At 32.8% G+C, this 22614-nt stretch carries 16 protein-coding genes and 2 pseudogenes; 6 read left to right on the forward strand and 12 right to left on the reverse strand.

The window, feature by feature from the left end; genetic code table 11:
• Positions 1-118 precede the first annotated feature (118 nt).
• Together AD998_13215 and AD998_13220 are read left to right on the forward strand one after the other, a co-directional pair.
• Entirely contained in the window at positions 119-1393 is a 1275-nt protein-coding gene (locus AD998_13215; GenBank protein ID KOY86975.1) for an asparagine synthetase B, read from the forward strand.
• A gap of 86 nt (positions 1394-1479) precedes the next feature.
• On the forward strand, positions 1480-2256 hold the full coding sequence (locus AD998_13220; GenBank protein ID KOY86976.1) for a hypothetical protein: 777 nt from the start codon (positions 1480-1482) through the stop codon (positions 2254-2256).
• A gap of 4 nt (positions 2257-2260) precedes the next feature.
• Here AD998_13220 and AD998_13225 read toward each other — a convergent pair.
• The 12 genes and pseudogenes from AD998_13225 to AD998_13280 form a co-directional block, all read right to left on the reverse strand.
• A pseudogene (locus AD998_13225) lies at positions 2261-2851 on the reverse strand (hypothetical protein).
• Between the two features lie 184 nt (positions 2852-3035).
• A complete protein-coding gene (locus tag AD998_13230) occupies positions 3036-4163 on the reverse strand; it encodes a hypothetical protein (protein KOY88200.1) in 1128 nt (375 codons plus the stop codon).
• 203 nt (positions 4164-4366) lie between these two features.
• Positions 4367-5185 (reverse strand): annotated as a pseudogene (locus tag AD998_13235) (hypothetical protein).
• Positions 5186-5376: 191 nt separating this feature from the next.
• On the reverse strand, positions 5377-5790 hold the full coding sequence (locus tag AD998_13240) for a hypothetical protein (GenBank protein ID KOY86977.1): 414 nt from the start codon (positions 5788-5790) through the stop codon (positions 5377-5379).
• A gap of 74 nt (positions 5791-5864) precedes the next feature.
• Positions 5865-6974: a hypothetical protein gene (locus AD998_13245; protein ID KOY86978.1), complete on the reverse strand. Its 1110-nt coding sequence runs from the start codon at positions 6972-6974 to the stop codon at positions 5865-5867.
• A gap of 11 nt (positions 6975-6985) precedes the next feature.
• Positions 6986-7747: a hypothetical protein gene (locus AD998_13250; protein KOY86979.1), complete on the reverse strand. Its 762-nt coding sequence runs from the start codon at positions 7745-7747 to the stop codon at positions 6986-6988.
• A 12-nt stretch (positions 7748-7759) separates the two neighbouring features.
• Positions 7760-8713 carry a hypothetical protein gene (locus AD998_13255; GenBank protein ID KOY86980.1) on the reverse strand — a complete coding sequence of 318 codons (954 nt, stop codon included), beginning with the start codon at positions 8711-8713 and terminating at the stop codon, positions 7760-7762.
• A gap of 496 nt (positions 8714-9209) precedes the next feature.
• A complete protein-coding gene (locus tag AD998_13260; protein KOY86981.1) occupies positions 9210-9983 on the reverse strand; it encodes a hypothetical protein in 774 nt (257 codons plus the stop codon).
• A 4-nt stretch (positions 9984-9987) separates the two neighbouring features.
• Complete coding sequence (locus tag AD998_13265; GenBank protein KOY86982.1) at positions 9988-10794, reverse strand: hypothetical protein; 807 nt, start codon at positions 10792-10794, stop codon at positions 9988-9990.
• Positions 10795-10898: 104 nt separating this feature from the next.
• Positions 10899-14069, reverse strand: a complete 3171-nt coding sequence (locus tag AD998_13270; protein ID KOY86983.1) for a hypothetical protein — start codon at positions 14067-14069, stop codon at positions 10899-10901.
• Positions 14070-14141: 72 nt separating this feature from the next.
• Entirely contained in the window at positions 14142-19550 is a 5409-nt protein-coding gene (locus AD998_13275) for a hypothetical protein (GenBank protein ID KOY86984.1), read from the reverse strand.
• Positions 19551-19695: 145 nt separating this feature from the next.
• Entirely contained in the window at positions 19696-20220 is a 525-nt protein-coding gene (locus AD998_13280) for a hypothetical protein (protein KOY86985.1), read from the reverse strand.
• Positions 20221-20275: 55 nt separating this feature from the next.
• On the opposite strand from AD998_13280, the gene AD998_13285 reads away from it, so the two are divergent.
• The 4 genes from AD998_13285 to AD998_13300 all read left to right on the forward strand — a co-directional run bounded on the left by AD998_13285 (position 20276) and on the right by AD998_13300 (position 22577).
• Positions 20276-20989, forward strand: coding sequence for an ABC transporter permease (locus AD998_13285; GenBank protein ID KOY88201.1), 714 nt, complete (start codon positions 20276-20278; stop codon positions 20987-20989).
• 12 nt (positions 20990-21001) lie between these two features.
• Positions 21002-21217: a hypothetical protein gene (locus AD998_13290; protein KOY86986.1), complete on the forward strand. Its 216-nt coding sequence runs from the start codon at positions 21002-21004 to the stop codon at positions 21215-21217.
• A 5-nt stretch (positions 21218-21222) separates the two neighbouring features.
• Positions 21223-21639, forward strand: coding sequence for a cytochrome C biogenesis protein (locus AD998_13295; GenBank protein KOY86987.1), 417 nt, complete (start codon positions 21223-21225; stop codon positions 21637-21639).
• A 179-nt stretch (positions 21640-21818) separates the two neighbouring features.
• Positions 21819-22577 (forward strand): hypothetical protein, encoded by a 759-nt coding sequence (locus tag AD998_13300; GenBank protein ID KOY88202.1) that lies wholly within the window; start codon positions 21819-21821, stop codon positions 22575-22577.
• Positions 22578-22614 lie beyond the last annotated feature (37 nt).

The following is a 22614-nucleotide window of genomic DNA, read 5'->3' on the forward strand; positions in this document are numbered from 1 at the left end:
TGCTTTTTTTGTTCGTAATTAAACTATAAGGTTCAAAATTTGCTGATACTATATTATCAGAAAAAGGTGTTTTTTTGCGTTATGATAATACGATTGGTACAATTTAATTTCTATAACTATGTATAAAAAGACTTGGCTCGTTGCAATGATGCTAATTTTGTCTATGGTAGGACAAAAAGCATGGGCAAATTATATTCTCATTTCAATGGATAAAGCCCAAAAAAATCATTTAAAAGCCTATGGTATAGCCTATTGGGTGCTTTCTAAAATTGGTCAAGAAGTAGATTGGCTTTTAAACTACAAAGGGGGCAGTTTTGGAACAAAATACGTTCAGAAAATAGAAAATGAGCTGGTTGTGAGGGGTATAAGCTATACTGTCATTTCTGATGCTCAATACAACCAAGTACTTGCTGAAATTGGTAGTCCTTCAGCTAATATGGATATTGTAAAGCTCGAAAAAGCTCCTAAAGTGGCTGTTTACTCACCCAAAACCAAGCAACCTTGGGATGATGCTGTTACACTTGTACTTACATACGCTGAAATACCTTATGACTTGATTTATGATGATGAAATCATGCAGAATAAACTCATAGAATATGATTGGTTGCACTTACATCATGAAGATTTTACAGGGCAACAAGGTAAATTTTATGCTCAAGCCCGTAATCAAGCGTGGTACATTCAAGAAAGAAAGGAACTGGAAAATATGGCAAAAAAATGGGGATTTTCTAAAGTTTCTCAACTTAAACTCAATATAGTAAAGAAAATCAGAGACTTTTGTTTTGGAGGTGGATTCATGTTTGCTATGTGTTCAGCTACAGATACTTTTGATATTGCCATGGCAGCTGAAGGCGTTGATATTTGTGAAAGTATGTATGATGGTGATGGTGCTGACCCGCAAGCTCAACAAAAATTAAATTTTAAAAATACTCTTGCTTTCAAAGATTTTCATTTAGAACGTAATCCGTATGTATATGAGTACTCAGATGTTGATAATCAACAACATGAGAGAGGTGTAAACGAAAAAACAGATTTCTTCCAATTATTTACTTTTTCTGCCAAGTGGGACCCTATCCCAACCATGCTTACCCAAAATCATGAAAATTTAGTAAAGGGTTTTATGGGACAGACAACAGCGTTCAAAAAGAGAACGATTAAATCTGAAGTACTTGTGCTGGCAGAAACCAAACAGTGTAATGAAGCTCGTTATATGCATGGTACCTATGGAAATGGGACATGGACTTTCTATGGTGGACATGATCCTGAAGATTATCAGCATTTTGTAGGAGAAGAACCAACAGATTTGAATTTACACCCCAATTCACCTGGTTATCGACTTATTTTAAATAATGTACTTTTCCCTGCTGCTAAAAAGAAAAAACAAAAGACATAATATTTAAAGATATAAGAAATGAGAAAAAAGACATCAGAATAATCAAATCTGATGTCTAATGTTTTTTGTATAATATCCTTCACCATATGCCCGAAATTTTACAGTATTTTATTGTTTTTATTGCAAGTATTCTTGCTGGTTTTATCAATACTCTTGCAGGAAGTGGTAGCTTGATTATGCTTCCTTTACTGATGTGGGTAGGTTTGCCCCCTATAGTTGCCAATGGGACAAATCGTATCGCTGTGGTGTTTCAGAGTGCAACAGGACTTGCCACTTTTCTCAAAAAATCATCTATACGCCTCGAAAATCCTTTTTGGATAGTTGCTCCTTCCCTACTTGGAGCTTTGTTGGGAGCTTACCAAGCCACCCAAGTAAGTGATAAGTTTTTTAAAGATTTCTTAGGCATTTTAATGATTGTAATGCTTTTTTTGATTCTTTTAAAACCTGAAAAATGGCTCAAAGAAAAACTTCAGAATCCTGAGGCAGACAAAAAATGGTACAATTTACTTGGACTTTTCTTTGTGGGTGTGTATGGAGGATTTGTACAAGCTGGTGTAGGAATTTTTTTGCTTGTAGTACTCGTGATGGGTATGGAGAAACCTATGAAAATGGCCAATGCCTACAAACTCATTATTGTAGCTTTGTATGCTTTGCCTGTACTGATTGTGTTTCTGTGGAGTGGGCAAGCCAATTGGAAATGGGGACTTTTTACAGCTGTCGGGCAAGCTACAGGGGCATACATTGCTGCTAATTTTGCAGCCAAACACCCAAAAGCCGATCGTTGGACATATTATTTACTTATTGTGATTATTGTTATTTCAATAGTATATTTTTATTGGGATAAGTTCAATTTGAATACTTAAATTATATATTATCACTTTTTAAAGTGAGGTTTTTCATCGATTTTATTTCATTGGGCATGTTTTTGATTGGATTCCCACAAACATTTAAATATATAAGATTAGGCAGATTGGCTATTTCTTTGGGTAGAGTTTCCAACAAATTATTTTCTAAATCTAGTATTTTGAGATTTTTGAGATTCCCAATTTCTGGTGGTAAATTTTCTAGTCGATTTTTGGTTACTTGTAAAGTACTTATTTGTTTTAAACTACCTATTTCTGGAGGCAACTCTTCTATCTGATTTCCTGTCAGATTCATATTTTCTAAGTTTTCGCAATTTCCTATTTCAGAAGGTAGCTTCTTTATTTGATTGATAGTTGCAGTTAGGTAACGAAGTTTTTTGAGTTTTCCAATTTCTTGTGGTAAACTTTTTAGTTGATTGTTATATACACTCAATTCTTCTAAATTTTTCATTTCTCCTATTTCTTGTGGCAATGTTTTTAGCATATTACCACTGATATCTAAATAGCTCAAATTAGGCAGCAAAGCCAATTCTGTAGGAAAATCTGTAATTCTATTAAGAAATAAATTTAATTCTTTTATTTCAAATAAAGAGCGTTCAAACAACCAATTTTTATACTTTAAAAGACAACTCCTTACTTGCTGGTATGACTTAACTGAAGCTCCAAAATAATCTATAAATTCATGCTCATAGTTTTCAGCTAATAGCCATCCCAATTCAAGATTTGCTTCATTATTGCTTTCTATTAAATCAATGATATTTTTAAATTCAGGTGTCATGTTAAATGTTCAGTTTGTTATCTTCTACAAACGTTCCATACAAATTATTGAGTACTTTATCTATCATAATATTTTCATAACTTTCTCCAACATAAATCTTTTTAAGATGTTTTAACTCTCCTGAAAGTGTCTGAATAGGATTACCTTCTAGATACAATATTTCTAATTTTTGTAATTTATCCATTTTTTCAGGTAAATTCTCTATCAAATTCCCGTCTAAACGTATTTTTTTGAGTTTTTTTAGCTTTACAATGGTTTCAGGCAACTTCTTAAACTTATTATGACACAATGATAAAGTTTCTAAGTTATTGAGATTCCCGATTTCTGGTGGTAATTCTCGTAAAGGAAGATTTTGTTGAATATCCAAATCTTCCAATTTCTTTAAATTAAATAACTCAATAGGTAATTTTTCGAGCTTATTTCGCATTAGGGAAAGCTTTTCTAATTTTTTGAGTTTTCCAATTTCTGGTGGTAAACATGATAACTCATTGTTACTAAGATCTAAATATCTTAATTTTGTCATTTCTCCAATCTCAGAGGGCACCTTTTGAAGTTTATTTTGCTCCAAATAAAGGTGTTCGCAATTTTTCCATTTTCCAATAGTCTCTGGTAGTTTAGTTATCTGATTATCAGAAAACCCAACCTGTACCAAATTTTCTAATTCTCCTATCTGGTGAGGTATCTCTTTGATTTGATTATCAGAAATATCGAAATAAGCAATCCTCTTAAGTTTACTAATTTGTTCTGGTATTTTTTTGATTTGATTATGAGAAGCTGAGAATTCATTCAGCCATTTTAATTCAAATATTTCAGTAGGTAAACTCTTCAAATGATTCTCATCTATATGAAAAGTATATAATTTTTTGAGTTGCTTGATTTCTTTAGGAATGGATTTGATATTGTTTTGTTTCAAATCTAAATAACAAAGTTTTTTAAGCTGAAATATGCCTTTGGGAATTTGTGTAAGCCTGTTTTTATACAGTCTCAGTTCTCCCAAATTTTTTAGAAGATATATTTCCTTAGGAATTGTTTTAAAACCATATTTAGATAAATCAAGTTCTATAATGGAAAGAAGAGGCTCTCCTCTTTTCCATGTACTTCTTCTGTTATATTCTTCTAAGAAATCTATCAGTTTTTTATATTGCAAGACACTACAGCCAAATTGTTGATAAAAATCTGCTTGATAATTTTTAGCCAAACGCAATGCCAATTGCATATTTCCATCATCTCCACTTTCCAGCAGATTAGCAATATTTTGAAGCTGTTTTTTTATATCATCAGATACTTCTTTACTTCTCATTTTTTAACCAGAATTAATTTATCTTTCTCAAATTCCTGAGGAATAGTTTTTATTGGGCAACCTGATATATTTAGATATTCCAAATTCGGAAGCTCTGCTAGTGCTTTGGGTAAAATTTCTATGGGATTATGGCTTAAAAATAATGTTTTTAAGTTTTTGAGCCTCAAAATATTTTGAGGAAAAATACTCAACTGATTGCTATCTAAATTTAATATTTCCAAATTCTCCAAATCTCCTATTGCATCAGGTACTTGAGTTAATTGGTTTTTATCCAATTCTAAAGTTTTCAGATTTTTGAGTATTCCTATTTGTGTTGGGACATCTTTTAGTAAGTTTCCACTCAAACCCAGTGATGTTAGTTCTTTTAAGTTTTCAATTTCTGGAGCAATTTCTGTAATTTGGTTAAATCTTAGGGATAGTTCTTTCAATTTAAACAAAAAGTACAAACCACTAGGCAATGTTTGTAACTGATTATAAGATAGTTCCAGTTTTTCAAGTTTTTTTAAATTTTCTATTGGGAAAAAAATATCTTGTATAAGATTGGCTTCCAAACTCAAAACTCTCATTTTCTTTAAATTACCCATCTCCTTGGGCAATTTTTTTATCTGATTTCTTGAAAGATTTAACTCCTCCAAATAAGTAGCATTTTCTATTTCAATAGGTATTTCTTGTATATAATTCGCTTGAGCATATATTTGTTTTAGTTTTTTGATTAAAAATAAGCCCGTTGGAATCTCAGATATCCTATTTTTAGCAACATTGATAAATTCTAAACCTTTCAGTAAACCAATCGCAAAAGGTACTTCTAACAATCTTTTTGAGTTTGCATAAATATGAGTAATTTTTTTAATATCCATATTTTCATGCCAAACATTTGTTTTCACTAAAAAACCTAACAGTTTCTGATAATCGGCTACACTACACTTAAAATATTCTTGAAACTCCTCTTCATATCCCACAGCCAGAAGCAAGCCCAAACGAATATTGTTTTTATCATGGCTTTCAATCAAATCGGCTATATTTCTAAATTCTGGAGACATATTTAAAAAATAGGAATTTTATTCAAAGAATAACATTTGCTAATATTTTTACTTGTTCCTGAAACTCTTGTTTCATCCGAATTGAAGTCTTTTGCCAAGAAATGCGTACAATCTTCTATTGCTTTTTGGTCTCGTTCAGCATCCGATTTAAAACCTCCTACAAAATTCCATTCATTGACAAATGTTCTAAAAACATCAGGCTTATAACGAGGTTTTTCGCCTATATGATAAACCCAAACATTTTTTGAATAGGTTTTCAGATATTCCATCATGAGTGTATCTAAACCTCTAAAATCGCATACTACAAAGCCTACTTCACTTTCTGTAAGCAAAAAACTTTCTATTGGTTCAATATAGTATTTCAAGAAATCTTGGAAACTGATGTTTCCATTCCCAAATACAAGTATTTTTTTCATAAATAACTAAGTATTTTATACAAAAAAACCTGACAATTTACTGTCAGGTTCTATTTTTTATTTTTTCTCCTATCCTATGGAATGTAAGATACTTCTACATTAAATTTAGGTGTTTTAGCCCCCAAAGCATCATATACATTTCTTGATACTTTGATTAGTGTTTTGCCATTACCTACACTTGGCAATTTGCCAATAATACGTACAAATACACTTTCTCCACTTGTTTCATTCTTTACAGCTACAATTGTACCGATTGGAGCATCTTTATGTAAACCTGTATAATTACCTGCTTTTTCATCTTCCATTACTTCAGCTGTTCCTTTTTCAATAATTTTGCTGTATCCGCTGATTGTTATTACTTGTCTTGTAATTTCAGATCCTTCTGTTGTTTCAACCGTTTCTTTGACCTCTTTAGTTTCCTTATTTTCCTTTACTTCCTTATTCTCTTTCACTTCTTTGTTTTCAGTTGCTTTTTTGTAGCCCGTAGGATAAACTTCCAATTTCTGACCTATTTGCAGTCTGCTGTCTTGGGCAAGTCCATTCCATTCCAAAAATTCAGTAAGTTTTACATTGTATTTTTTAGCAATTGTATAAGGAGAATCATCTTCTTTTACAACATGGATAGTCTTTTCAGCAACTTTTACTTCTTTGTTTTCCTTATTTTCTTTGTTTTCTTTTACCTCTTTATTTTCCTTTACTTCCTTGTTTTCTTTGACTTCTTCTACTGGCTTGGTAATCCAAAGTTCTTGCCCTGCCTTGATACCTGCTGCTCCTATAGTATTCCATTTTTGTAAATCTGCCACACTTACTTTGTATTTCTGGGAAATTTTATACAAAGTTTCACCAGCAGTTACTGTATGTTTTATAGACTTGGTTTTGTTAGTTTCTTGAGGTAATGTAAGTGTTGCTTGTTTTTCAAAGTCTTTGTATGGAATACGCAGTATATCGTTGATACGCAGATTTTTAGCCTGTGGATTTTCTTTTGTAATATCATCTACAGTTACTTTATATCTTCTTGCCAATCCAAATAAAGTTTCTTTAGCATCTACTTTATGAATAATCCAAGCCTTTTTCTTATTTTTATCTATTTCCAAACGCAAAGAGTCTGTAGGACGAGCCAACAATGCCTGAGAAAATAAGAATAAAACAAAAGAGGATACTAGAATTTTTCCTGAGATTTTCATGATATTTTAATTTACGCTAATGAATAAATATTGAGTTCGTTAGGATTTGGATTTAAAATCAGAAAGTTATCAAAAATAAAGTATGGTTGATACGTATTTTCAATGGTAGAAACTTGCTGATGGATTTTCACATTTCCTGCAATATCTGTAATCAGCAAGAAATAAGCAAATTTTTCTTTAATTTCTGTGCTATAAATCATACAGATATACGCTTTATATTCCAAATAGGTTACAAAATTAGATACCTTTTGTGAAGTTTTTAGCTTTACAAATTGCTCTAAATCTTTAAAATAAGGATTTTCTTGGGTATAAATATGTGGGAAATAATATTCAATTTCTTTATGATAAATTTGGATAGGCTCTTTTATCAAATGCCCTGTTTGTAAGTGATAAGGCTTTGAAGTTGTCAATTCTAAGTTTTCTCTTATCCAAACACAATTATTTTTAGTATCTAAACTATCAAAGTGGAGTTGTGTGTTTTGCCAAAGAATTTGTTTTTCAGCTATTCCATACACTACAAATCCTTTATTTGAAACACTATTTTCTTGCTCATACAGAGCAAATACAATTTTTTGAAGAGAAATTGCTACTACTGAAACCCACCAGTTTTCCCATAGTATCAAATTTTCAATAACAATTGCTTGTTTTTCAATATCTAATACATCAAAATATACTTGCTGTTTTTCTGCATCTCGTTTTTCTATAACAAGAAGTTTATTTTCCGTATCAGGCAATATTTTCCAAATCGGTAATACAGATTTGTAATTCCACATGGATGAGTTAATCTAAATTGTATAATAGGTTTCTTTGTAGGCATCCCAAAGACTTTGGCGTATGTCAGAGTCTTCTCTATTTAAAGCCATAGGCCTAATGTAAGATTGCCTGAGTTCCATAAATCTGTCTAAAGTAGCTACTTTCAGGCTCATCAAATCATTTCCATAGCCCAAAGTAATCAAGCTCAGACTCATATCATCGCCTGTTACCATTTCTAAGGCTATTGTAAGGATTTCTTGCCACATTTCTACATTACATACAAGTGGATGATGTAGCGTGGCAAGTAAATAATATTCAAAATGAAAAGGAGTTGGTAAATACCCAAAAGTTCCATCTGTAGCTGTTATTAGTACAATGGGTTCATCAAAAATGATTTGTTTTTTTCTTAAAGTAAAATCTTCGTCAGCACTGATGCAATTTGATATGGGTGAATCTTTTTGTAAGTTCTCAAAAGCATCAAAAGGTTCTATTAAATCATCTTCAGAAATTTGCTTTAAAATATCTTTTTTGAGCACATACACCCTTGAATCTCCTGCCCAAAAGCTTTCTGTATAGTATTTATTTTGGGACATGGTAATTCCTTCTTCTACCCTAAAAACAACTCCTGCAATGGTTGTGGGTAACCTGCGTATCAATTTGCTTTTGAGTTTGGAACGTTGTTGGTCTATTTGAGCTATTTTAAGCGAAAAAGCAGTTTTGAGATATTTTTCAAGGTTTTCTGTAAAATTTTCTATTTCAGGGTTTTGTTGTACAAATGCTTGTTCAGTTACTTGCATAGCAAGCCTCGAAGCTAAATATGCACCTGTAAATGTTTTCTGTCCTATGGTATAAGGAGTGCTTCCAGAACCTCCTAAGCCATCATATACAACCAATAAACCTGTTCCATTCTCTTCATCTATCAAAAGTGTAGCAGGAGCATCTTCTCCTTTATCTGCTATTTGTTCTGTCCAAATAGAAAAAAACATCATAATTTTTAAATCTGCGAAATTGAACTCGCAAGATACAAGACTTATTCTAATTTTCTAAAATAGTGAGTATTGTTATTGACAATCTTTTTCTAATTCAAACACAATGATTGTATCTACTTTCTGATAAGTAAGGGTTAAGTGTTTGTCTATTAAAATGGATTGTACTTGGTAGGTTTCGGGCTTTTTTGTAATAAAACAATTGCCTGATGGAGTACAAGTAAGTACTTGAGCATCAATATCTTATATATAAGTTCCACTTTCTAAAGATTCATTATTTGTATTTTTCCATTCATAATTGGTATCTCCAAAAATAACCTTCGATACACTTTCTTGTATAATTTCGTTGGGTTGTTTAGTTATATTTATAAGCTTCCAATTCCTTGAAGAACATGGAGGAAGATTTTCTTTCTTTTTACAACTTCATAAAAATACAATGGCAAATACATATTTCATAATCCATACAAAAAAAGCCTTATTTTCATAAGGCTTATATTTAAGGTTTTATACTTACGGTTTTCATGCGTGTATAAATTGTTCTAATATCATTAGGGTCTGCATTCACAAAGAATCTAGCAAATGCCCAAACATAAACATTTTCTGCATTTGAAGTTGGAGGTGAACCTAAGATAGCAGGTGTATATGTATCTGAAAAATATATAATATCATCTGTTGTAGGCATTATCAATGAAAAAACACCTGTCGTAGAATCTGGCAGATATGATACTTTTGTTCCAAAGTCCATTAGTGTTACAGGTTCTGTTTGTATTTTCTTTTTATTTACAAATGCTTTGATGTCTAGGCTACCAGAAGAACCAAAAGTTACAACAGTAGATAATATTCCTAAATTTAAGTCTTCTACTTTAAAGTCTCTTGTTTTAACAGCTTTAGGAGAACCATATACTATTTTTCCATCTACAATCATATAAGGTCTTACGTAATAGGTTGTATTGGGCAATTCCATTACAACTGTATCAGAAAAAACTTTATTTTCGTCTGTAACGGGTCCCAAGCTAAGCGTATCAACATTTTCATTGCCAAGTCTCACATCAGCAAAGCCTTCTGTAAAACAAAAACCATGGTCAGAAATTGAACCTGCTTTAACTTCAGAGTCTATAATTTCACCAGAAACAATTGCAGAGAGAGAGTCTCTAAGCATTTCAACATTAGTGATACGCACAGCACTAATACGCTCTATTTTGTTACAAGCTCCTAAAATAAATATGAACAATATAGTCCAAAAAAAGTAATAATTGTATTTCTGATTCATAGTTTTAAAATTTTAATCTAAATCCTAATGTGGGTATTTGTTGTAAATTAGAAGATTGACTAACTCCTATACCAATATCTGTATTCATTTCTTCGTTACGTTTCAAAATTCTTTTCTTTTCTATACTATTTCTTTTACCCCTCAACCCTACAAGTATAATATCTGTTGCCCAAATACCAGCAGAGAGAGCTGCCATACCATAAGAAAGGCGTTGCAAATTCTTGGCTTCATCAAATCGGCTTTGGGCTTCACTACGTGTCTGAGAAACCAAGTACTTATCGTAACTTACACCAGCTCTATAATTCATCAAGATGCTACCTCCTATCAAACCATAGACAGTTACTGATGTCAAAGCCCATTTGTATTTCCATCCTTTTGGATGGCGAACTTTGGTTTGCCCAAAGCCTGGTAACATCACAGAGTATTTCATAGCCTCCTGGTTCATCAAATTGAAAACGCTTGGCTTAAAATCAGCTTTTAGTTTAATTTTAAGATTTTGTCCATTAAATTCAGGGTTTTCTTCTGCATATTGCCACCAAACTTGTTTTTTTTCACCTTCCAAAATGTCTTTCCCAAAATGTCCTTTGAGTTTCTCCATAGGCTTGTAGGTTTGTCCATTATCTTGTGTAAAAAGAGGTGTTATTTCATATTCATATTTATAATCTCCTCCATTAGAAATTTTATAAGGAACTATAATTCTCTTATTTTCTTTGTCCCAACGAATAGAATCTTGCTTTAAAGATGGGCGTTGTTGAGCCAAAGAGGCTAAGCTTATCATATAAATTGTAAATAGTATCAATTTCTTAAACATAAAAAAGCTGTTTCAAGTGTAAAACAATGTTATCATACTTTATATACAAATCTAATGAGTAAATTAGAAAAACCAAACATAAAATTACTTATTAGAGCATTCTTTCATAATTTAATCAATTTTTTCATAGCATTTCCCTGATTTGTCTTGATGGAAATAGAATATGTTCCTTCAGGCAATAATTCCGTGTTTATTTTTATAATATTTCCATTTATATCCATACTAATAGGCATTTTTATACCTAAAGCACTAATAATCAATACATCCATAATTTGTAATTGTGGATTCGATGTTACAATTGTAATATCTTTTTGGGTTGTAGGATTTGGATAAAGCTTTATATTTTTTTCTAATTCATTAAAACCCGTTGTTAATCCAAAACTATTGATACGTAAAACCACCACACTATCACTTGCTTTAAAATTATTATTTCCTTCTTGAAATACCAATATATCTGCTTCTCCATTAAATTCTTTTGATGTTAAACTTACTATATTACCTTGAATCGTAGCTACCTCCCTGTTGGTACTCAAAAATGAAACTGGAAGACCTGTATCAAAAACTGCTGTTAATTGATATTTACCATCTGGCAATAAAGTACTTGAATAAGTCTGTATTGATTGTTCTCCTTTATCAATTACAAAATTATAGTTTTTTAAGCCTGTAATTGTACCATCAGAAGCTGTGATATCAATAGTACGTCCAGCAGTAGCTTCTAAAGGTATTCCACTTAAAATGCCAGATAACGAAAGAGTTAAGCCATTGGGTAATGTACCAGAGGTAACCGTAAAAGTATACATTCCACTACCACCTGTAGCTGTTAAATTTATATTATAAGGTACACCTACTATGGCATTTGGTAAATTAAGAGGTGATATTGTTATTGTCCCACCTGTAGGAGGGTTGAATATTGTATAAGCAAAATTTCCTGATGATTGTGAAGTAGTAGTGGTATAAGTTGCTGATGGCGATGCATTAAAGGTAGTTGCCTCAGCTAACCAAACTGCTCCATTAAGCTTGTGTATTTTGCTAAAAGAATTTGTTGAACCAGAGTTATCAAAACGAATACGAACAGTATTAGTCGGGCTTTCCATAAACCAGCTCCCAAATGCTACATCTGTTGCTCCTACAGGCAAGCTTGGTATAGGAGAACCATCAAAAGCCATTCCTACTGAACTTCCATCTCCTCCTGATAATGTAACAGGAACGTATTGACTAATACTTCCAATAGGATACGATATATCAGGAGTAGAAACTAATCTATTCAGTTTTCCTGTTTGTGTTACAATGTAATTATTTATTGTTGAGGTGATATTACCTGTTGCATTCAAATCATTGTTTAATATTAGCTTACCATTCGTTAAATTCAGATTATTTGTTACTGTAACGCTATTTGTAACACCATTAGCAATCGTTACATTTGCTGTATTATTGATTTCTAAGTCATAAAAAGTTGTACTGACTACATCACCTATTATCTGAGAATTTGCACCAATAAACTCAACTCTACCATTTCTGGGAGTAAATGCTCCTTTATTAATCCAATCGCCTCTAAGAGCTACTACAAAATTACTGGCAGATACATCAAAGTTTACTCCCGTATCTATTAATAAATTTTTGTTCACAATGATATTACCTAACAATGTTTTAATTCCTACATTGCCTCTAAAACCCACTGTTCTATAATTTGGGCTTGGAAATACATTTTGATTACCTGCACCCAAATAATAAATTTGGGTATCACTTCCATCTGTAACCAAATTGGTTATTGTACTATTATTCCCGTAAATATTAAGAATATGACTAGCATTGGTCATTTCGAGTGTACCTGCCCCTTGTATATTATCTATATCTATTGTTTGGTTATTAGGGAAATTTCTTGAAATAGAAAATACACCATTGATTACATCAATAGTATTACTTAATATTCCAGTGGGCACAAAGTTGTAGTTTAAAGGAACTAATATAACCTTATTATTAACTCCCAATTTATTAATGGTAATATTGTATTGATAATTACTCTGACTACCAAAAGAAAAAGGTGGAGGATTAAAAAATTGATTATTTGTCCCTGTAAAAGAAATATTAGCTATTGCTCCACCACTTGTTCCTACTAAACCAAATGTTATTGTACCTGAAGGAATAATACCATCATTTAAATTACCTTTTAAGTCTATAGTTCCTGTATTACCTCCATTTGCCAAGAAAAATTGTGCAGTATTACCTACTGTAGGGTTGAGAATAAGATTATTAGTGGTTAAGGTAAAATTTCCACTTGTAGCCAATGTCAAGCTTTCTGTGCTTGTATTCAATACTTTAAAGTCTCCCAAAACTGTCATATTTGCATTGATAGTTTGTGGTGTTGTTTGTAAAGGACAATCCCAAGTAAAATTGCCAAATGTTTGAGCAAAGCTTGTTGTTGTTAAAGCTGTATTTGTTACTCCTACAATTCTACATTCGGAAGTGGGACTCCAATTGGCTGTTGGTATAACTCCACCACTACCATCATGGATATAAACTGAATTTGCCACAAAGTTTTTTGCTCCTGAACCAGATATATTAGCTCCTTGTAGCTGTCTAAATGTACCACCAAAGTTTGCTACTCCACCAGGCTGAACGTCAAAAGATAAATCATTGATTATAATTGATGTTGGGTCTTGATTAAATGTTACATTATTGTTTATACCAAAAGTCCCTCCTGTTATATTTGCATTTCCACGCAATCGAATTGTATGTGGTGTTGTTCCTATAAAAATAAAGTTGCCACCATTCAGTGTTACATCTCCCAATATATCAAGGTTAATCCCTAAGTCATTACAAGTAAAAGGAGATGTTACATTTATTTTGGGTAAAGTACACAAACCCGCCACATTATGAAATCCTGTAAATTTGGAAGAAGGCATAATTCCTCCTCCAAATATGATAGTGTTGGTATTGTTGGTTGTAAAACTATTAGTAGTTACAATAGGTAAATTAAGCCCTACATCTAATGTTCCTCCTCCCGTTGTACTTTGTAAAGTAGCTATTGTATTGGCAGGTGTAGCACTTAATCGCAATATTCCTCCAGATTGAATATCAATGTTATTATTGGTTCCAAGGTGGCTTGCATTGGTTATTGTTGCCGTATGCCCTGTTCTAATAATAATATTTGCACTACCTATCCCTAAAGGATTACAAGAACAGGGGGAACTTCCATCATTAGACCAATTTGTATTATTATTCCAAGAAGTATTTCCTAATGTAAAAAATGTTTGAGCTTTTAAATCACATACCATCCATATGCTCAATACCAAAAAACAAATCTTTTTCATAGTAATTATAAGATAAAAAAATCGAAGTAATGTATTCTATAGTTTGGTAATCCGTTTGAGAAATATCCCTTGATTGGTTGTTATTTTAAGCAAATATATACCACTTGATATGTTTTCTAAAGGAATTGAAACACTATCCTGAGATATAGGATAAGAAGTTTTTAAAATATTCCCCATTAAATTGAGTAATTCAATTCTTTGTATTTCTATTGAGTTTTTGGTAGTTGTTACTGATACTTTTTCAGTAGCTGGATTTGGATAAATTTTTGTATTTTTTTCCAAATCGTTCAATCCCGTGGTAAGTCCAAAGTTATTGATACGTAGCACCAATACACTGTCACTTGCTTGAAAATTACCGTCACCTGCTTGAAATGCCAATATATCGGTTTCTCCATCAAATATTTGAGATGTTAGTGTCAATATATTTCCTTGTATGGTTGCAACTTCTCTATTTGTACTTATAAATGAAGCTGGAAGACCTGAATCGAAAGTTGCATTCAGTTCATATTTTCCATCTGGTAAGAGTACACTTGAATAACTTTGTACAAACTGCTGTCCTCTGTCTATCACCAATGTATAAACTCTTTCTCCTGTATTACCAGCATTATCTGAAGCTCCAATTGTAAATGTATATGAACCTGCTGTTGTAGGAAAGCCTGTTAGCTCATCGCCATCCAAAGATAAACCATCTGGCAATATGCCACTATTTAAAGAAAAAGTAAAAGGGGGCAAGCCTGCCACCACACTAAAAGGCGTTTGAAGATAGCCTATACCTACTTGCCCATTGGGTAATGTGGTTGGGTTAATCACTAATGGAGCTGTACCAAAAATGGTATATCTTTCTAAAGTTGCAAAATTAAGAGCAGTAGCCGTATAACTTGGTAAAGCAACTGTTGTGGTGATACCTGTAATGTCCCATACTGCACCATTTAAACGATATACTTTAGAGTTTGTACTGATACAGCCTGAGTTGAAAAATGTTACACTTCCTCCAAGACCTGATAAAGACCAACTACCCACAGCTACATCTGTAAAACTTAGAGGAGGAAGTGGTGTCAGAGGGGCTTCAAATTTTGCAGCCATGTTGCCTGCTGTTGCAGGTGTTATACTGATATGTCTGATGCTGGAGATTTCCCCTATTGGAAAATCGTAAACAGTACCCACTTGTAAACTATTTCTAATTAGTCGCCCTATGCCATCTGTTACAATATAGGAAGTGGAGGTATTGGTAAAACTTTGTGTAATTTGATCGGTAGCTGGAATAGCATTTAAAGTAAAATCATTTCCTTTCAAAATTAATTTACCTTGTGTCAAACTAATAGATGTTGCAGTAACTGGTGTATTGAGAGAAACGTTACCAGAATTATTGATATTCATTTGATTGAAAGGAGCTAAACCACTTGCTGTTATTGACTGTACACCACTTATACCAGAGAAAGTAACTATACTATTATTAGGTATAAATGTGCCATTGCCTAACCAATCTCCTTTCATATCTATATCATGATTAGAAGTTGTAGTATTGAGAGATGCTCCTAAAACTATTTCCAAATTACCATTTACAGTAATATCTCCTGATAATGTTTTAGTTCCAGTTCCTATTATCTTGAGATGATGATAAGTTGTACTTTTCATAGTTGCATTTCCAAATGAATATACAAACAAATTATCAGGAGCTAACAGATTAAAATTGGCTGTAGAAGCTTGATCATCTCTGTAATCTATTACAGCATTGGTAGCATTTGTAAGTGTTCCTGAACCATTTAATTTTGATATTCTTAAAAAACGAGTAGCTGTAGGATAATCTCCTAATTGATTGTTGAGAGTGCCATTTAAAAGGACTCCTCCATTGCCGTTAAAAATAACATTTCCACCACCTGCAAAATCTAAAACAGTAATATTTCCATTAATTGTACCCAAACCAGAGCTTATATCTGAAAAAGTCATTGGAGATGCACTCTGATTTTGAATACTCAAGTCTGCATCTAATACCCATTGTGTGCTATTTATCAAGCTAAATGTTCCTTGATTGGTTATATTACCTTTAAAAATAAAACCTGTTGTATTAGCCCCTATCACAGCAAAAGTACCTCCTGTATTTACTTGTACAATATCATTAAAAGTATTTGTTCCACCAGAGCCACTATCATTAAAAACACCCACAATCGTTACAGCACCATTGGCTGTAAAATTGTTTCCATTAATTTGGAATGTAATACCTGAAGGTATTGTAAAATTAGTGTTGATGGTAAAATTACCTGTAGTCACATTTCTAAGCCCAGAACCTCCAAAAGCAACACTATGATAGGTTGTACCTTTGACAACTTGGTCGCCTGCTCTTGAATAAAAAATTGTATTGGGGTTTGTGGAAGCATCAAAAATACCTGTATTCATAATGGGTACATCTGAATTGTAGTATAATTGAGCATTATTCCCCTGATTCCATCTACTACTTGCATTTGCACCATTGATTGCACCATTCCCATTCATCATCACTCCACTTGTAAAATTATTATTATTGACAGTTCTGTTGTTAGCTATTAATAATTGTGCTACATTGGTTACGTTAAAAGTTACCAATGCTCCATCTCCAATAGTTAAATCTGAAAATATATTACCACTTCCACCTCCATTTGAACCAAATATCATTGCTAATCCTGGTTGTAACAACAATGGAGGAGCTACTGCTTTGTTAAAATTATACTGACAATTGCAATCAAGATTTAATGTGCCTGTTGGTGAATTAATAACATCATTATTAAAGTTAAAAGTAGAAACATTTCCACCAGCTCCTATTGCAGAAAGTACACCATCATTATTAATAACTCCATTGAAAGTATTTATACCACCTGTTGCATTGTCTATAAACATACTACTTGGTGCTATGGTAGTTATACCATCTACTGTAAAGTCATCACCTCCTACATGAAAAACATCTCCTCCTAGCAAACTAAAATCTTCTTGTACTAAGATATTTCCACCTGCATTTTTAACACCACCAGAACCATTAATGGCTAAACTTTTATAATTATTTCCATTGAACTGGTTGGGGATAGTACCCGCTGAATTTGCCCCAAACTCTATGGTTGTGCCGTTTGTGGTTGCAAAAGTATTGGTAGTAATGGGAGGAAAAGTAAATACTCTCATCAGTATTCTTGTACCTGCCTGTCCATTGAGTGTTTGAATAGGCGTTGAAATACTTGCTGTTACCTCTAAAGTAGAGAGTGGGTCTTGGATATTGATGGTATTGTTTGTACCTAAATCAGCATTGTTGCTCAGTGTAGCTGTATGTCCACTACGAATGACAATCGTTGCTCCTGTTACTCCTTGTGGACGACAACCACAAAGTGTAGAGCCATCTGATGACCAATTGGCATTACTATTCCAATTTGTATCACCTAATGTAAAAAAGTTTGTTGAAGGTGGAGCTATCACAACAGGTGCAGAAAAAGCAGATGTATTACCTGCTGCATCTGTAATAGTAGCTGTTATATTATTACCTAATGTAAATGTTCCCGCAAAACTCCATACTCCTGCATTGACAGTAGCTATTCCTAAAAATGTTCGTCCTTGGCTCTCAGCAGGTGGGTTATCAAATACTTCCACAATTTCTAAGTTCGCACAACTTGTACAAGTTCCTGTTATAATAGTTGGCGTTGCTGAAGTGATGGTAGGGGCTGGTTTGTTGTTATTACCAGCATTTATAAGTGAAATACCACTACCCACATTGGCATAAATACTATTTCTTGAAATAGTATTATTATCCGCATCAGTACCATTGACAACTATTCCAGAACCTAAATTATGAGCAATGATATTACCATCTCCTGCCCCAATTCCTCCAATCATAGTATTAGTAGTAACCAAATTTATATCTATTCCTGTTGTGTTAGGCAACCCTGAAGACCCATTTGCAACTGTGCCTATTAAATTTCCTTTGATGTTTGTTGTATTACCGTTTGATGTAGCTACCGTAATACCAGTCAAATTACCTGAAATAACATTATTTAAAATATTAGCACCACTTGCTCCTACATATATTGCTCGGTTATTAGGTACAGCACCTGTTCCCGCAGGATTTGTACCTATAAGATTATTCTGAATAATAGTATTAGTTGCAAATGTTAAAAATATGCCACCATCATTACTTTGATTGGAAATCAGGTTGGCTGATGCTGTTGTAGTCCCCCCTATTACTGCATTACTTGCAAACTGTATGGCTATTCCATTGCTATTAGCCTTACCCGTAACAGCTACTCCATTTGCATTAGTACCAATAAAACAACCCTCAACTATAACATTACTAGCAGTACTTGAATATATGCCAGCTCTTGTCACAGTTTGTGCTAAACCAGCTCCATATATAGATAAACCTTTAATCTGACTACCAGATGCACCTGCACCTTCTAAACGCAAACCGTCCCTATCTGGTATATTTGAAAAATCTAATTCTATCCTGATTTGAGCATTTGTACCATTAGCCAAAGCAACATTTGAATTCTTAGATGCACCAAAAGCTGAATAACCATCTATAATCACAGGCTCACTAATATCAATTACTCCATTTGTTGCTGTTGTTGTTAGAATAATAGTACTAACTGTTGCAGGGTTTGCCTGCTGAATACTAAAATCTATATAATTGGTCCCTACTAAAGTATTGGCATTGGTTATCACATCTCTTAAACTTTCCAAACCACTATCTGTAGTATTTTTTACACGCAAAGCCCAAAGGGGGTCACCGATATCAGGTGAGATACTTGTACCTAAAGCACCATCACCAGATACTCCACTAGTACCTGTATTACCTGCTGTTTGATTTTGTCCCTCTTCAAATGCCCAATAAAACTCTGCTCCTAAATTACCCACAGCATCTTTATCTGTAGATATTTGTCCAGCACTTCTTTCTTGTGTAGTAAAAAAACGTACCTCGTCTATTTGTCCTTTAAAAAAGCTTGTTCCTCGTTTTCCAATATATGCTGTAGTTGTTACAGGAAGAATATTAATATTATTTACAGGTATATTTCCTACATTTACTCCATCTAAATAAAAGTTAATGGCTGAGCCTACTCCTGCTCGGGTAACAGCAATGTGATGCCACTTTTTATCAGCAAAATTCCCCATTGGAATATTATTTGAAAAAGAAGAACCAGTTCCTGCATTCATCCATAATACAATTTGAGCATTTCCTGTATTTTCTCGGATATAAAAAGAATAACCACTTACTCCATCATTTTTATCTAAAATAGAGAAAATTTGACCAAAATTAATGGGTTCATAGATTTTAACCCATGCTTCAATAGTAAAGTTACCATCCACATCAGGTAATGTGTTGATAGTAATATGGTCATCAGTCCCATCAAAAAACAGGCCTCTGTTGCCTTGGGGTTGAGCAAAAGCAGGCAAATAAAATAGTATCAAAAGCAGACTTAGTAATAATTTTTTCATAGGTTCTAAATTTTTGAGCAGTGTGTTATATTTATCCCTAAATTTATGTTAAAAGTAAATATTTTTTTATACAAATAAAATCCTTTCCCATACTATTTTATATTATAAATTTGATTATCAAATATTTACAATTCAAATCTATTGTTTATTTCCAAACATAAGAAAAAACAATAATGATGTAAGTAAAGGTTACATAAACCATTTTTGCTTCTTTCTGTTTTTTTATTTGATTAGTTTGATTAAAAGCACAAGCCACAACCCAAGAAAAGATGATAACCACAACATCAAACCAGTCAAAAATCCCTCTGCTTAGTTTTGCATATTGTACAAGTTCTATTAAACAAGCCACTATTAATGGCATGTAAATCATTGATATACTGATTTTTTTGGTTTTCAATACTAATTTTTTAGAAATGATTGTAGTCGCAAATATCCATAAACCTTCTGGTAATGAATATATTACAAATTCGGGCAATGATAAGGTGATTGTATTTCTTAATTCTTTGAAATGAGCAGGCGAAATGATCCAAGCAATGATATGATTAATTACAGTTTGCTCAGTTCTGTAAAACACATAAATCCATAAGCTTATAACTAAACAAACTGTAGCATACAGGTATTTATAATTCATAACATTTTGCTTGTACAAATACTTTATGAGAAAAATCATTGGAAGTAGGTAAGAAAAAACTAATTTTGCAAAAAAATATACAAAACTTATGCTCCTGAAGCTCTCTTGGTGGAAATGGGTTACAGCCATTCTTTTAATATATGCTGTTTTGGCGGGCTTTCTTCTTGATATTCCACGCCTTCAAACAGGAAATTTAGATCACACAGCTCGAAATCTGTATTTCCATGTCCCTATGTGGTTTGGGATGGTTTTTGTGCTGACTATTTCTGTTGTTCAGTCTATTATTTATTTACGTAAAACTACCGAAAAATCTGACTTTATGGCTGTTTCGTCTGCTGAAGTAGGTGTTTTGTATGGTATTTTGGGACTTGTTACGGGCATGGTCTGGGGGAAATTTACGTGGGGCGATTTTCTACCTCGTGATGTGAAAATTTATGGAGCTGCTGTGGCTCTGCTCATTTATTTGGCATATTTTATTTTACGTTCAGCCATTGAAAATAAAGAACAAGCTGCTCGTATTTCAGCTGTTTATAATATTTTTGCTTATTCTGTTTATATTCCTCTGATTTTTGTGATGCCTCGTTTGTATGACAGTGTACACCCAGGCAATGGAGGAAACCCAGGTTTTAATGCTTACGATCTTAATGGTGCAATGCGTATGGTGTTTTATCCTGCTGTAATAGGCTTTTTGGGGCTTGCTTTATGGATTGCAACACTCAGGACACGTCTAAGAAAAGTAGAAGCCACTTTGCAGGAAACAGAAAGCACCAAAACGATTCAGATTATTTCAAAAGAACAAAAAATATAATTGATATAGACAATGAAAAAGTTAAAATATTTGTTTCTCTTCATGATGCTTGTTTCTCTGCCTACATTTGCACAGAACCAAGTAGAAGAGTTTTTTAGAACAGACGATAAATTTTATGTTGTAGTGGCTGTACTTGCCATTATTATGGTTGGCTTACTTTTTTATATCATTCGTCTGGATAGAAAAATAACCCATTTAGAAAAAAACACAAAACACAATAAAGATTAAATCTTATGAAACCTGCTCATATTGTTGCCATTATTGCTATTGCCATTTCTATTGGCTTTATTGTATCGTTTATGGGTGATGCAAGTGAATATGTAGATTTTGCAAAAGCAGAAGGCTTTGCAAAAAAAGGGAAAGAGAAGAAAGTGCATGTAATAGGAAAATTACCTAAAAACACAATTGGCAAAGTGGTTGGTTTGGAGTACGAACCCAAACTAAATCCTAATTTGTTTGTTTTTGAAATGGTTGATAATGCTGGAAAAACAGAGAAAGTATATTACAATGATGCTAAACCTCAAGATTTTGAGCGTTCTGAACAAATTGTAGTAATTGGTGCTTACAACAAAAACAATCAGTTTGTCGCAGATAAAATTTTGATGAAATGCCCTTCTAAATATGAAGGACAACAGAAGCAGTTGAATTAAAAGACTTTATTGAAAGAATACAAACAAAATGATAATCAGTAATATCATGACTATGTACAGCAGAGCATCTACTCTGATGTAATCCTTATACTTTTCATAGAGTTTTTTAAACATATCATTTTCATTTAGTTTTCAAAAATATGTATAAAGACCCATATTCTACACAAAATACCTCAACAATTTTCTCAACTTTGTTGGGACTTACAGTTTTATCGTTGCTAGTTTTTGGGGTACTTCGTTGGACACACCTACCTACTGGCGACTTTTTGGACTGGCTTGTAGGTATTGTCGGTTTTTGGTGGCTCATACTCATCACTACTGTACCTTGGAATATGCATTTCAGGGCGAAAGAAGTACTGGCAGATATCGCTTTATATAAGGATAAAAGTACCAATGTCAGAGAAAGTGATATAAATTATGCTAAGAAAATAGCTCGTATTTACCTGATTATAGCCATTGTTTTACATATTTTATCGGCTGTTGGTTTGTATTTTTTAGCTGTATATGAAATTAGTAAAGTGGGCTATTGGGGAGCTATTTTGGCATTACTTTTAACAGGTTTACGCCCTACTGTGAGGCTGATTCAATACATTCATTATCGTTTATATGCCATTACAAAATCTATCAAATACCCTGAAGATGATGTATATGCCTTACAAAGAGATATTGAACAAATGAGATATGATGTAGGAAGAGTTTCTGATTTATTACAAACTGACAATTCTGAATCTTGGATTTCTTTGAAAGAGAAGCAATTACAACGTTTAGAGGATGTATCTTATGAGCTTAAAAAGCAAAATGAACAATTCAAGTTGCAACAAGAACAAATTTTTGGACAGTTTAGCCAAAAAACAGAACAAAGAATTGCTCAGATTTCAGAAGATGGGCAGTTTTTATCACAAGTAAGAGAACTTATTCGTTTTATCAAAAACGCTTAAACATATAGATTTTTTATTTTTCGTTATCAATTTCTTA

Source organism: bacterium 336/3 (assembly GCA_001281695.1).
Lineage (GTDB): Bacteria > Bacteroidota > Bacteroidia > Cytophagales > Thermonemataceae > Raineya.